Raw genomic sequence first — 13,922 nt, 5'->3', positions numbered from 1 at the left:
CGTCAAAATCCACATGAAATAGGTGATGTCACTGTTGAGCGGGCGTTGTGTAGTGGTAAGACCTTAGCCTTCCAAGCTAATGACGCGGGTTCGATTCCCGCCGCCCGCTCCAAGGATTATTTTCCGACACAAGACCTGCAAATGACAATTATCAGGTCTCTCAAGTATTTGATTTTATTTAATAAAAAATGCGCTTGCCTTCCAGGCAGACTATGTCGGTTCGATTCCGTCTACCCGCTCCAGAATATCTCCCCAATCTCTGCGTCAAATGGCCCGTGCAAGCCGCCAAAAGTGTTGTGCTGCTTGACCACAGGTGCTGCTAGGGTCAAGAAGCTTCCACTCAGGACCGTTTGGAGCGTAAGGGCCCGATATGGCACGAAAGACCACCGCCAACCCAGCAAACGCGCCGGCCCCCGGCGCCAGCGAGGAACGGCCCGGATCGAAAAAGCTGAGCATGCTGGCGTCTCTCTGGCCCTTCATGCTGCCTTACAAATGGTTGATGATCGGTGCCACGCTGGCTTTGATACTGACGGCGGGCATGACACTAACCCTGCCGCTGGCTGTCCGTCGCGTGGTGGACAACTTTCGCATTCAGGATGGCGAGCTGCTGGATTGGTACTTTCTGGCTGCGCTGGGGATTGCCGCCATCCTCGCGGTTGGTACCGGGATTCGGTATACGCTGGTCACCCGGCTGGGTGAGCGAGTGGTGGCGGATATTCGCAAGGCCGTATTCGACCGTGTGATCGGTATGAGCCCGGAATTCTACGAGCGCATCATGACCGGCGAAGTGCTTAGCCGGATCACGACGGACACGACATTGATTCAATCGGTTCTGGGGTCCTCTGTCTCGATCGCGTTGCGGAATATGCTGATGTTCATCGGCGGGTTGGTATTGATGCTGCTGACCTCTGCCAAGTTGACTGGTCTTGTCCTGTTGTTGATCCCAATCGTTGTCGTTCCAATACTGGTTCTGGGCCGTCGTTTGCGAGTCATCAGCCGCGAAAACCAGGACTGGATCGCGGCGTCTTCGGGCAATGCGGGCGAAGCGCTGGGGGCTGTCCAGACGGTGCAGGCGTTCACCCACGAACAAGCCAGTCGCAAACAATTCGGTGATATGACCGAGACGTCTTATGTGGTGTCATTACGGCGCATCAGGACTCGAGCCGTACTGACGGTCATCGTGATCTTCCTGGTCTTTTCCGGTATCGTCGGCGTGCTGTGGATGGGGGCGAATGACGTCCGCAACGGTGTCATGACCGAGGGCGTGCTGATCCAGTTCGTGATCTACTCGATCATCATGGCAGGCTCCGTAGCTGCCTTGTCCGAGATATGGAGTGAGCTTCAGCGCGCTGCCGGCGCTACCGAACGCCTGATTGAATTGCTGAATGCCGAGGATACGGTGTCCGATCCGATGCAAGCCGGATCGCTATCGCAACCCGTGCGCGGTGAAATCGGGTTTGAAGATGTTACCTTCCGCTATCCGGCACGCCCTGATGTAATCGCGCTGGACCATTTATCGCTTCAAGTGAACCCAGGCGAAACTGTTGCTTTTGTGGGTCCCTCGGGGGCAGGCAAGACAACCGTGATCCAGATGATCCAGCGGTTCTATGACCCGAACTCTGGTCGCGTCACATTGGATGGCCAAGACCTGCGAGACCTGGATCGCGCAGATTTTCGCGCTCAAATGGCGTTGGTTCCGCAGGACCCGGTGATCTTTGCTGCTTCGGCCCGCGAAAACATCCGCTTTGGCCGACTGGATGCTACGGATGCCGAAGTTGAGACGGCCGCGCGCGCGGCTGCGGCACATGACTTCATTGCGGCATTGCCAGAAGGTTATGACAGTTTTGTCGGAGAACGTGGCGTGATGCTGTCCGGTGGCCAGAAACAACGAATTGCGATCGCCCGGGCCATTCTGCGCGATGCGCCGGTCCTGTTACTGGATGAGGCGACGTCGGCCCTCGATGCTGAAAGCGAGCTTGCCGTTCAGGGCGCCGTGGATCAAATGCGCGCCGGGCGTACGACCCTGATCGTTGCGCACCGCTTGGCGACGGTCAAAAAGGCCGACCGGATCGTGGTGCTAGAGGCCGGGCAAATCGTGGCACAAGGCACCCATGAAGATCTTGTGGCACAGGACGGGCTGTATGCCCGGTTGGCCCGTCTTCAATTCACAGATGGCGTCGCCGCAGAATGAAGTGACGTACCGACAAATGGCGATCCGCCGCAGCGTCATTCTACATTTTCCAGAAATCCGACGCTAAGCCCTTGCTTGCGCCGACAAGGATATGGTCCCATCCTAGGATAGATCAAAAACCCTGTGCCGCGCATGGGAGAAAAAATGGGGAGGAGCCACATGGCATTTGAGGGTCTAGAAGATAAAGCACGTATGGAGCAGGAAATGTCCTGGGAGGATCGCGATCTCCCGGTCACGTTCCATCAGTTGTTGTCGCGAACAGCAGGTAAGTTTCCAAACCACAAGGCGATCAGTTTCCAGCTGTTCTCGGGCCCGAATGATAAGGCCGAAACACTGACGTGGTCGGACTTGCTGGGCAAGGTCAATCAGGCGGCCAACCTGTTCCGGTCACTCGGTGTGGGTGAAAAGGATGTGGTGGCGTATGTTCTGCCCAATTGCAACGAAACGCTTGTGACCATGATGGGCGGCGCCGTGGCGGGGATCGTCAATCCGATCAACCCATTGCTGGAACCTGAACAGATTGCCTCCATTCTACGCGAAACCAAAGCTAAGGTTGTGGTGACGCTGAAGTCCTTCCCGAAGACAGATGTGGCACAAAAGGTTGAAGAAGCCGTCCGCCACGCGCCCAAGGTCAACACAATTCTGGAAATCGACCTGAACCGTTACCTGACGCCACCGAAATCCTGGCTGGTGCCCTTCCTGCGTCCCAAGATGGGTGACAAAGAGCATCTGGCCCATGCGGATTACAAAAGTTTCAATCAGGAGTTGGCCAAACAACCGACCAGCCTGACATTTGAAGACAGCAAAGAAGATCGTGTGGCCTGCTACTTCCACACTGGTGGGACCACGGGCATGCCCAAAGTCGCGCAACACAAGTATTCCGGGCTGGTCTACAATGGCTGGCTGGGCAATACGCTGCTGTTTGACGAAAATGACGTGATCATGTGCCCGTTGCCCATGTTCCACGTCTTTGCGGTACACGTGATCATGATGGCCGCCGTCTCATCCGGCGCGCATGTCATCTTCCCGACACCGGCCGGGTATCGCGGCGACGGCGTATTTGACAATTTCTGGAAGCTGATCGAGCGCTGGAAAGTGTCGTTCATCATCACGGTCCCAACGGCGATTTCGGCCAAAATGCAGCGCCCGGTAGATGCGGATATCTCATCCGTGAAAACGGCGTTTTCGGGCTCCGCACCCTTACCCGTGGAACTGTTCCGACGTTTCGAAGAAGCAACCGGTGTCACGATCGTCGAAGGCTATGGCCTGACCGAGGCCACCTGCCTTGTGTCCTGTAACCCGGTGGATGGCGAGAAGAAGATCGGCTCAATCGGTATTCCGTTCCCCTATACGGATGTCAAAATCCTGCAGGATGGGCCAGATGGTCCCAAGGAATGTGGTGCTGACGAGATCGGCGAGATCTGTATATCGAACCCTGGCGTCTACGCGGGCAACACTTATACCGAGGCGGAAAAGAACGCGAACCTCTATCATTTCGACAAGTATCTGCGCACGGGCGATCTGGGTCGATTTGACGAGGATGGGTATCTGTGGATCACAGGGCGCGCCAAGGACCTGATCATCCGTGGCGGCCACAACATTGACCCGGCAGAGATTGAAGAGGCATTGCTGGGCCATGAGGCGGTCGCCTTTGCGGGCGCCATCGGCCAACCGGATGCCCATTCAGGTGAAGTGCCTTGTGCCTTTGTAGAACTCGTCGACGGTGCCAGCGTGACTGAAGAAGAGTTGCTGGAGTACTGCACAGTCCACGTCCACGAACGGGCCGCGCAACCCAAGCACATGACGATTCTGACAGAGTTGCCAAAAACCGCCGTGGGCAAGGTGTTCAAACCTGATCTGCGCAAAAACGCGATTACCCGTATCTACAACGGCGCGCTTGAAAAAGCGGGCGTCGATGCGCGGGTTGTCTCGGTCATCGATGACAAAAAGCGTGGGCTTGTCGCACAGCTTGACGCGAACGGCTCCTCCGAAGACGATGTCAGCACAGTGCTGGGAACGTTCACCCGGCCATGGGAGTGGGCAGCCTGATCACGGAGGGGCTATGGATTATGAACGTCTGATTGATGAAGAAACCTGGGCGTTCATAAGACGGACGGCTGAAAGCTATCCCGACGATGCGGTTGACCTGTCCATAGACGATCAACGCCGGGTTTATGACACGATGTGTCAGGACTTTCGCCAACCCCGACCCAATCAAGTAAAAACGCAGGACCGGTCCGCCGACGGCGTCCCGGTTCGCGTTTACATAGCCGGAGATCCGACCCGAACCGTCGTCTACTTCCATGGCGGCGGCTTCATATTGGGTGGTCTCGACAGCCACGATGACGTCTGTGCCGAGATTTGCGTGCAAACTGGGTATCGCGTTGTGGCTGTTGATTATCGGTTGTGCCCGGAACATGTGCATCCGGCGCAGTTTGACGACAGTTGGGCCGCCGTCGAATGGGCTGCCAGCGAATTTGGCGATCCCATCGTTCTTGCAGGCGACAGCGCCGGCGGCAATCTGGCAGCATCCGTCGCGCATCGCGCGCGCGGGCGGCTAGGGCATGTTTTAGGGCAAGTGCTGATCTATCCGGGTCTGGGCGGTGACAGGACGCAAGGGTCGTATGTTGAACATGCTTATGCGCCGCTTTTGACGCTCGAAGACATACAGTTCTACGAAAAGCTTCGCTTTGGGGGAGCGAAGCCCGAGAGGGACCCAACTTATGCTCCGTTGCATGATACCGACTTCTCGGGGCTTCCACCAACTGTTGTCATCACCGCCGACTGTGACCCACTGCGCGATGATGGACCGGCGTATTGTGAGAAAATCATAGCGTCAGGGGGCAAAGCGCATTGGATCAACGAACCGGGCCTTGTTCACGGGTATCTTCGCGCCCGAACAACGGTCAAACGCGCGTCTGACAGTTTTGAAAGAATCTCGGTCGCGATCGAGGCTTTGGGGCAGGGCATCTGGTCCTACGACTGATGCCCCGCCGGATTACTTCAGAAACGGCTCGGCCTGCATTGTCTCTGCAACCGGGGCACTCATGCGTTTCAATATTGTCGGTGCCAGTTGCAGCTGGTCAATGACCGTGTCCGGATCAGGGCCTTGCGCATCACCGAAATAGTAAAGCGCCGTATCTTGCTGTAGCTCACCGCGCCCGCCGTGATGTCCCCGCTCGTCCTGTCCGTGGTCTGCGGTCACGATCACTTCGTATCCCAATTGGCGCCACCGGGGGATGAAAGGGGCCAACATTTCATCCATTACAAAGCACGCATGGTCCATTTCCTGACAGTCGTGAAAATAGCGATGCCCCATGCTGTCCAACGTACAGCTGTGCAGAATGCCGTAATCCAACCCGTGTCGCAGGCACAGATTGGTCAGCGTGGCAAAAAGATCCACGTCCGACGGCGTCATCTGATTGTCCTTGCCATAGCCGGTCATCGAGTGAAAGCGACCGTGGTTGATCGTCTGGCTATCTGGTTCGTCATATTCGACGTCACGCACATAGTCGAACGGATGGCGATTGAAAAACTGTGACCAGAAGCTGTGGGTTACGGCGCCGGTCTTGCCCCTGGCTTCTCTCACCTGGCTGAACACGTCCTTGTGGCCCAGGCGGAATACATTTCCATTGCCGGTACAGCCATGTTCCTGCGGCGTCACACCGGTATGGATCGAAGCATAGCAACTGGCAGAAATCGACGGCAGAACCGCGCGATGTTTCCAGACCCGCGCCTCACCGTTTTGAACCCAGCCTTCCAGGTTACCAAAAAGGCGGCGAAAGTTGCGATACGGAACTCCGTCCAGAATGATCAGTAGAATTTTGCGATCCATGCTGTGCCTTTCCACTTCTGTTTTGAGTGTTGTGGTTTCAAGCACGCCGTTTGGCTGTCAGAAAAGCGACAGTATTATCGCTTAAACAGCATAATTGTGTTGTCGAAATTGTGAACCGCATCAATGGCGACGGACACTATTGTTGTCCTTGTTGCAAACCAGCTCTGGATGACTCATGGCCAAAATTTCCAAACGCAAGAAAGCCCAGAAACAAAGGGCTAAAACGTCTGAGGCGCAGCAAAACCCCTCTCGTCGCGATGTATTGCGCTGGGCGCGGAATGTTGGCGTTGCCGCCGTGGCAATTGGCGGCGGCGGTTTCTGGATGATGCGATCGGTAAACGCGATGCAGGCTGAGCAGGATCTTACTCGGATCGGTCAAGGCAAACCGGTGGTGGTTCAGGTGCATGATCCGCAATGTGCGACATGTACTGCCCTGCAACGCGAAACCCGAAATGCGATGAAGCAATTTGGTGAATGCGATTTGGTGTATCTGGTTGCGGATGTCAGTCAGACACAGGGCGCAACCTTCGCCAACCGTTATGGCGTGCCGCACGTGACATTGCTGTTGTTCGACGGTGATGGGAGGTTGCAGCAAACGTTAAGCGGCATGCGGTACCGGGACGAGTTAAGCGAGCTACTGGTCCGACATCAGCAGCGATACGGCAGCACAGCGTGAGAAAAACAAAACCCGGCGTGTCGAAACGCGCCGGGTTCAAGTGTTGATATGCGGGCTTAGTTCCCGGCGCTTTCCATTTTTCGATGCGCAACGACCTCTTCCAGCCATCCCAGATGCATCTCGGGCACCGAACTAAGCAACAGGTCGGTATAGTCGTCAAATGGCGGGCTCAGGACCTCGCTCTTGGGACCATAGCGAACCACCCGACCCTGATACATCACCGCGATACTGTCGCTGATGGCGCGCACCGTCGCCAGATCGTGGGTGATGAACAGATAGGCGACGTCCTCGATCTTTTGCAGATCTAACAACAGTTTCAGGATGCCATCTGCGACCAGCGGGTCCAATGCTGATGTTACTTCGTCACAGATGATCATCTTGGGCTTGGCTGCAAGCGAACGGGCAATGCAGACACGCTGTTTCTGACCGCCCGACAGCTCTGCCGGATAGCGATCCATGAACTTTTCGCCCAGTTCGATCTCATCCAGCAGTTCGATGATCCGCTTGCGCTTTTCCGCACCACGCATGCCAAAATAGAACTCCAGCGGCCGACCGATGATTGTCCCGACGGTCTGGCGCGGGTTCATCGCAACATCCGCCATCTGGTAGATCATTTGCAGCTCACGCAGATCTTCACGCGAACGTCCGGCCAGATCCGCCGAAAGCTTGCGCCCTGCAAATGTGATCTCACCGCCGCTGGGCGGTAGTAGACCTGTAATCACCCGCGCCAACGTGGATTTGCCCGAGCCGGATTCGCCCACAACAGCCAGTGTCTGTCCTGGATGAAGCTCGACATTGACGTTGTGCAACACGTCGAAGTTCAGCCCCTTGTAGCGTGCGGTGATCCCGTCGACGCTCAGCACCGGGTCCGGCGTGGGCTGTTTCTCTTCATGTTCGATCGAGCGGACCGAGACCAACGCTTGGGTGTACTCTTCCTGCGGTTTGTTGATGATCTGATCCGTGCTGCCGTATTCGACCGTATTGCCCATTTTCAGGACCATGATGTCGTCGCTGACTTGCGCCACGACAGCAAGGTCGTGAGTGATATAGAGAGCGGCAACACCAGTGTCGCGAATGGCTTCTTTGATCGCCATCAGAACGTCGATCTGGGTGGTCACGTCCAACGCTGTCGTGGGTTCGTCAAACACCACGAGATCCGGCTCGGGACACAAGGCGAGCGCGGTCATGCAACGTTGTAGCTGCCCACCGGAAACCTGGTGCGGATACCGATCCCCGATATTGTCCGGATCAGGCAACCCCAGTTTGGCGAACAGCTCGCGCGCGCGCTTTTCGGCTTCCTTGCGCGAGAATTTTTTCTGTTCGACCGCGGCTTCGACAACCTGATCCATGATTTTTTTGGCAGGGTTGAAGGACGCCGCCGCGGATTGCGAAACATAGGTCACTTCGCCCCCGCGCAATTTGCGTATGTCGCCAAACGGAGACTTCAGGATATCCCGCCCATTGACCCAGACTTCGCCGCCAGTGATTTCGACACCGCCCCGGCCGTAAGCCATGGATGCTAAGCCAATAGTGGATTTGCCGGCCCCGGATTCGCCAATTAGCCCTAAGACCTTGCCGGGCGCGAGGTCAAAGCTGACCCCGTGCACGATTTCAATGTCATGGGGTTTTTCACCCGGCGGATACACAGTCGCGCCGATCTTGAGGTCGCAGACCTTGAGAAGGGTATCACTCATCCCCGGCCTCCTTTCAGCGAAGTTGTACGGTTCAGCACCCAGTCAGCCACAAGGTTGACCGAGATGGCGAGTGTCGCGATGGCGACGGCCGGGTATAGTGCTGCGCCGATGCCATAGACGATGCCGTCTTTGTTTTCCTTCACGATACCGCCCCAATCTGCCAGCGGCGGCTGCACGCCCAGACCCAGGAACGACAGGGTCGAAATGAACAGCACCATAAAGATGAACCGCAGACCGAACTCTGCCACCAATGGTGACAGCGCGTTGGGCAGAATTTCCCGGAAGATGATCCAGACCCGGCCCTCACCACGCAGTTTGGCGGCCTCGACATAATCCATCACGTTGATATCCACCGCGACAGATCGCGACAAACGATATGGGCGTGTGGCGTCCAAAAGGCCCATCACAAGGATCAGGATCGGAACGGTCACAGGGACAATTGCCAGAATGACCAGCGCCAGGATCAGCGTGGGAATCGACATGACCAGATCGACCGCCCGGCTTAGAACCTGATCAGCCCAGCCGCCCATAACTGCTGCAAGCAGTCCAAGTGACGTACCGGTCAGAAAGCTAAGGAGTGTCGCAGCCGCCGCGATAAAGATCGTGGTACGGCCACCGTAGATCATGCGGGTCAGCAGATCGCGTCCGATATTGTCGGTTCCCAGCAAATGTTTGGCACTGGCCGGTTCCCAAACGTCCCCAACCACTTCGGCCATTCCGTAAGGCGCGATCAAAGGCGCGGCGATGGCCACCAAAAAGTAGGTGCCAGTGAAAAACAGACCGATGGCTGCCGAAATAGGAATATTCTTCATCATTTCGGGTGCCTCAGTCTTGGGTTCGCAAGGATAGACACAATGTCCGCGACCATGTTCAGGCCAATGTAGACGGCCGCGAAGACTACGCCGCAGGCCAAAACAACCGGCACATCGCGTTTGGTCACGGCGTCGACAAGGTATTGCCCCATGCCGGGATATACGAACACAACCTCAACCACGACGACGCCGACCACCAGATAAGCCAGGTTCAACATGACAACGTTTACGATTGGTGAAATGGCATTTGGAAAGGCGTGTCTGGCGATAACCTGAAAGGTGGACAGTCCCTTGAGTTCGGCAGTCTCGATATACGCAGACTGCATCAGGTTCAAAATTGCGGCCCGGGTCATACGCATCATCTGCGCCAGAACCACGAGTGTCAGAACCAACGCCGGCAGCGCAATTGCATACAGTTTTTGCCCCAACGACATGGAATCGTTGACCATTGCAAGGGACGAAAACCACCCCAGCTTTACCGAAATGAAATACACCAGCACATAACCAATGAGAAACTCGGGGATCGAAACCGTTGTCAGCGTGATCGCTGAAATTAGTTTGTCCGGCCAACGGTTGCGGTAGCGGACGGCCAACAGGCCCAGAAAAATCGCAAGCGGAACCGAGACGATCGCGGCAACACACGCCAGGAACAGCGTATTTCCCAGTCGTTTTCCGATACTGTCGGCGATGTCGAGCTTGTTGGTGAGCGACTGACCCAGATCACCTTGCAGGATGCCTGTCAGCCATTCGACATAGCGGGTCAATGCGGGACGGTCCAAACCCATCTCTTCGCGCAGGTTTGCAAGGGCCTCGGGGGTTGCGGACTGCCCCAGGACGGCTTGCGCGGCGTCTCCGGGAAGGGCTTCGGTCAGGCCAAAAATCAGGGCCGAAGCGCCGAGCAGTAATAGGATTCCCAGCGCCAGGCGCTGGGAAACCAGTTTGATGATGGGATGCATTATCCGTAGTCCGTATCAGACGAACCACATCTTACGAGATATGTTGCCGTTCATCATCTCTTGCGTCGGATCAGATTCCCAGCCGTCGAGCTGGTTGCTTATGCCCTCGACAAAGTCGTTGAACATCGGGCAGATCAGGCCGCCTTCGTCGCGGACCATTCGGCCCATCTGGCTATAGATGCCCTTGCGTTTTTCAACGTCCAGCTCCGCCTTGGCCGCGAATAGCATGTCGTCGAACGCCTGAACCTTGAACCGGGTATCGTTCCAGTCTGCGGTCGACAGATACGCGGTCGAGTACATCTGATCCTGAACCGGACGGCCACCCCAGTACGACGCGCAGAACGGTTGAACGTTCCAAACTTCGGACCAGTATCCATCATTGGGCTCACGCTTGATTTCCAGCGGGATACCAGCCTGAGCGGCGGTCTGCTGGAATAAAGCGGCGGCATCTACGGCACCAGGGAACGCACCGTCGGCGACACGCAAGACAATCGGAGAGCCATCATGACCGGACTTTTTGTAGTGTTCCGCAGCTTTCTCGATGCTGAACTCGCGCTGTTCGATTGTCTCGTCAAACAACGGATATGCCGCGTTGATTGGCATGTCGTTCCCGATTGAGCCGTAGCCGCGCAGGACCTTGTCGACCAGATCGGCGCGGTTGATGGCGTATTTCAGTGCCAGTCGCAGTTCATTGTTGTCGAAAGGTGCCGTGTCGCAATGCATGATGAACACATAGTGCCCACGACCAGCCGTCGAATTCACCGTCAGATTGGGCGCGCGGCCCAGCAGGTCGGCAACCTTCGGTTCAACCCGGTTGATCGCGTGCACCTGACCGGATTGCAGCGCAGCAGTACGCGCTGTCGCGTCGTTGATGACGACCACTTCGACGCTGTCAAAGTTACCGAAATCGCTGTTCCAGTGGTTTTCGTTCTTGGTGAACAGGTGGCGTACACCCGGTTCATCAACTTCCAGCTTATAGGGGCCGGTACCGATACCTGCTGCAGGGTTGTCCATGCCGCCATCGGGCTGAATGATCAGGTGATAGTCAGCCATCAGATAGGGCAGGTCGGCATTTGGCTCGGTCAGGGTGACCTGGAAGTTGTCGCCATCAGCCTTCATCGACTCGATGCCTTTCATGATGCCGAGGGCACCCGACTTGGAGTCTTCGTTCGAATGGCGCTCCATCGTCTTCAGGACGTCTTCGCTGGTCATGGTCTTGCCGTTGTGGAACTCGACACCCTGACGCAGCTTGAAGGTCCAGACCTTGGCGTCTGCACTGCCTTCAACGCTTTCGGCAAGGCGTGGCTCGATTGTACCGTCAGGTGCCACTTCAACCAGTTGGTCGCCAAACTGCTTGCCGTTCTGGAACGGAACCGAGCTGGCATAGGTTGCCGGGTCGAGCGAGTTCGTAGATTCGCCGCCCTGCAGGCCAAATTTCAGATCACCACCCTTTTTGGCGCCTGCAGCGCGGGCGGCATCTGCGAACATTGTGCTGGCCATCGCGGCGGTGACCCCAAGGGCGGCCGCTTTCCCCATGAATTCGCGGCGTGTTAGTTTTCCTGCCGTCACTTGTCCGGTCATGTGAGTGAGTTGGTCGTTCATGCAAAGATCTCCCTTTGGTTTGTTATAGCCCTTTGCGGACTTTTTATTGACGCTTGAGTCAACGTTGGCGCATTTCAACCTGCCGGGCAAGTTTAAAGTCCTGCCCTTAGTGGTTGGATCTACAAGTTGTTCCGCGCTATCGTGTCTTCCTTGAGCGTTGAAAACAATAGCACTTCGTTTTCGTAGGCGTTTATCGAAGCGCGCAGATAGAAATTTTCGGCGTCAGACCACATCTCGCAACTTGTCGCAGTTTTCAATTCCAGGTCGCCGCGTTTTTGTTCCTGGATCCAGTCACAGGTGCCCCGTGCAGAAAGCGGGTCATCGGGACGTATTGACCAAATCTCATGTGCAGAACCGCCACTTATCAACCCATGCGCGCAATCTTCGACAAGACCAAAATCATCCTCGATGATCAGACGTATTTCTCCGGTATTCATATCCGTTTCGACACGGCGGGAATTCAATGCTTCCCGTAAGGTTTTGACTTTCCGCGGTTCTTCAGAATCAGGCGGAGGAAACACGCACTCGTCAGACGACACAGGTTCCCGCTGCGGGATCGTAACCTCGCCCGCTGTCAAATGCAGCTCGGCCTTCTCTGGAGAGGGCCAGATCAACGGCCAATATGCGCTGGAGACAGACAGGCGCAACCGATGCCCCTTAGGGACACGGTAGGCAATGTGATCCAGGTCAACTTCAATTTGATAAGGTTCGCCGGGTGTTAGCGGCGCGGGGTCTGCATGGCTGTCCCGGTGCGCAAGGTTCAGAACCCCGTAGGTGATTCTGGTCGTGGCGCCGTCGGGATGAATATGGTTCAGGCGTATCGCGATCTGAGCCTGCGGTTTGTCGGTGCTGACCGTCAGTCGCACCCGCGGTGCGCCTACGATGTCCATGGTATCGCCCAGCGGTTCGCTGTCAAAACAGGCCGACAATGAATCATCGGCCCGCTGGTCGCCAGGCATGTCAGGGCCCAACCAGATGGCGCAATACTCGCCGCCATCCATGCCGCAATGCTGGGGCGAGCGTATGCGCACATTCAAGTGACCGGCCTGACCGAACCCCGCATCCGAAATGGGCAAGGTCACAGTGGGCAGTTGAGATGTCGCACCATCAGGTTCTGCGACCCAGTGACCGGCCCGCTCGGCGTACCAACGTTCAGGGCGCACACCGTCCATCACATAGGCCCGGTAATCCGGATCGTTTTCCACCCCGGTGTCTACGTCTTTCAACCAATGGTCCCACCACCGCAACGCTTCCTGAAGGAAGCCAATCCGGGGTTCTGGCACTGCAAAATGCGGGTATTTGTGAACCCAGGGACCAACGATGCCCTTAACCGGAGTGTTCAACTGTTCAATGAGCAACGGAACGGTGTTTTTATACGCGTCCCCCCAGCCACCAACCGCGAGCGTCGCTGCACGGATCGCCCCAAAATCTTCGCACACCGAGCCATGTCGCCAGTAGTCGTCGCGTGTTTGATGCCGCAACCAAACCGACGGCAAAAACGGCTCGCACTCCAGACGCTCCAGCCACAGCTCACGCCAGTTCGGGCGTAACTTGGGGTCGGGCGCACGCGAGGAATAGGACCACATCGTCGCGCCCCACCCCAGGTTTTCGTTCAACAGACATCCACCCTTGTAGTGGATATCATCTGCATACCGATCCGCTGTCGAACATAAGGTGATGATGGCCTTAAGCGGGTCGGGTCGCATCGCGGCGACCTGTAATGCATTAAAGCCGCCCCAGCTGATTCCCATCATCCCAACCGAGCCACTGCACCAAGGTTGATCTGCCAGCCACTGAATAACCTCGACAGCATCATCCAGCTCTTGCTGGGTGTACTCATCGGTCATCAAGCCTTCGCTATCGCCGTTGCCGCGCATATCCACGCGGATGCAGGCGTAGCCGCGTTTGGCGAACCACGGATGGGTTAGTTCATCCCGTGCGGCGGTGCCATCGCGTTTGCGATAGGGGAGATATTCCAGAATTGCCGGAACCGGAGACTGATCTACGTCCGTGGGTCGCCATACCCGAGCAGACAGGCGACACCCATCAGATAAGTGGATGCCTAAGTCGGCGATTTCCTCGATCTCACTTAGGGAGTTGGGTGCAGACGTCATTGTGGCAGTCTCCGGGTCCTGTTGGTCATAGGACAGGGTAAA

The 13,922-nt window shown here is 56.5% G+C and carries 10 protein-coding genes and 1 tRNA gene; 5 read left to right on the top strand and 6 right to left on the bottom strand.

Annotated elements, in window-relative coordinates:
- Positions 1–38 precede the first annotated feature (38 nt).
- From Q1B13_RS11410 to Q1B13_RS11395, 4 genes are all read left to right on the top strand, one after another.
- Positions 39–112: transfer RNA gene (locus Q1B13_RS11410), tRNA-Gly, on the top strand.
- A gap of 258 nt (positions 113–370) precedes the next feature.
- Positions 371–2,191, top strand: coding sequence for an ABC transporter transmembrane domain-containing protein (locus Q1B13_RS11405; protein WP_299079536.1), 1,821 nt, complete (start codon positions 371–373; stop codon positions 2,189–2,191).
- 159 nt (positions 2,192–2,350) lie between these two features.
- Positions 2,351–4,240, top strand: coding sequence for an acyl-CoA synthetase (locus Q1B13_RS11400; protein WP_298933444.1), 1,890 nt, complete (start codon positions 2,351–2,353; stop codon positions 4,238–4,240).
- 13 nt (positions 4,241–4,253) lie between these two features.
- Positions 4,254–5,177 carry an alpha/beta hydrolase gene (locus Q1B13_RS11395; RefSeq protein ID WP_299079539.1) on the top strand — a complete coding sequence of 308 codons (924 nt, stop codon included), beginning with the start codon at positions 4,254–4,256 and terminating at the stop codon, positions 5,175–5,177.
- A 12-nt stretch (positions 5,178–5,189) separates the two neighbouring features.
- On the opposite strand, the gene Q1B13_RS11390 is transcribed toward Q1B13_RS11395, so the two are convergent.
- Complete coding sequence (locus Q1B13_RS11390) at positions 5,190–6,026, bottom strand: alkaline phosphatase family protein (RefSeq protein WP_299079541.1); 837 nt, start codon at positions 6,024–6,026, stop codon at positions 5,190–5,192.
- Positions 6,027–6,201: 175 nt separating this feature from the next.
- Here Q1B13_RS11390 and Q1B13_RS11385 point away from each other — a divergent pair, with 175 nt between their 5' ends.
- A complete protein-coding gene (locus tag Q1B13_RS11385; RefSeq protein ID WP_299079544.1) occupies positions 6,202–6,702 on the top strand; it encodes a thioredoxin family protein in 501 nt (166 codons plus the stop codon).
- 56 nt (positions 6,703–6,758) lie between these two features.
- Here Q1B13_RS11385 and Q1B13_RS11380 read toward each other — a convergent pair whose 3' ends face one another.
- The 5 genes from Q1B13_RS11380 to Q1B13_RS11360 all read right to left on the bottom strand — a co-directional run bounded on the left by Q1B13_RS11380 (position 6,759) and on the right by Q1B13_RS11360 (position 13,880).
- A complete protein-coding gene (locus Q1B13_RS11380) occupies positions 6,759–8,396 on the bottom strand; it encodes an ABC transporter ATP-binding protein (RefSeq protein ID WP_299079546.1) in 1,638 nt (545 codons plus the stop codon).
- A complete protein-coding gene (locus Q1B13_RS11375; protein WP_298933484.1) occupies positions 8,393–9,208 on the bottom strand; it encodes an ABC transporter permease in 816 nt (271 codons plus the stop codon). The genes Q1B13_RS11380 and Q1B13_RS11375 overlap by 4 nt, the downstream gene beginning before the upstream one ends.
- Positions 9,208–10,164 (bottom strand): ABC transporter permease, encoded by a 957-nt coding sequence (locus Q1B13_RS11370; RefSeq protein WP_299079549.1) that lies wholly within the window; start codon positions 10,162–10,164, stop codon positions 9,208–9,210. Before Q1B13_RS11370 ends, Q1B13_RS11375 begins: the two co-directional genes overlap by 1 nt.
- A gap of 15 nt (positions 10,165–10,179) precedes the next feature.
- Positions 10,180–11,766: an ABC transporter substrate-binding protein gene (locus tag Q1B13_RS11365; RefSeq protein WP_299079552.1), complete on the bottom strand. Its 1,587-nt coding sequence runs from the start codon at positions 11,764–11,766 to the stop codon at positions 10,180–10,182.
- A 119-nt stretch (positions 11,767–11,885) separates the two neighbouring features.
- Positions 11,886–13,880, bottom strand: coding sequence for a CocE/NonD family hydrolase (locus Q1B13_RS11360; RefSeq protein ID WP_299079555.1), 1,995 nt, complete (start codon positions 13,878–13,880; stop codon positions 11,886–11,888).
- Between the last annotated feature and the right edge of the window lie 42 nt (positions 13,881–13,922).

The sequence above is a fragment of the uncultured Ruegeria sp. genome, assembly GCF_947489545.1.
Lineage (GTDB): Bacteria > Pseudomonadota > Alphaproteobacteria > Rhodobacterales > Rhodobacteraceae > Ruegeria.
Note: the sequence above shows the minus strand (reverse complement) of the source record. Positions and strands in the feature narration are given on the sequence as shown.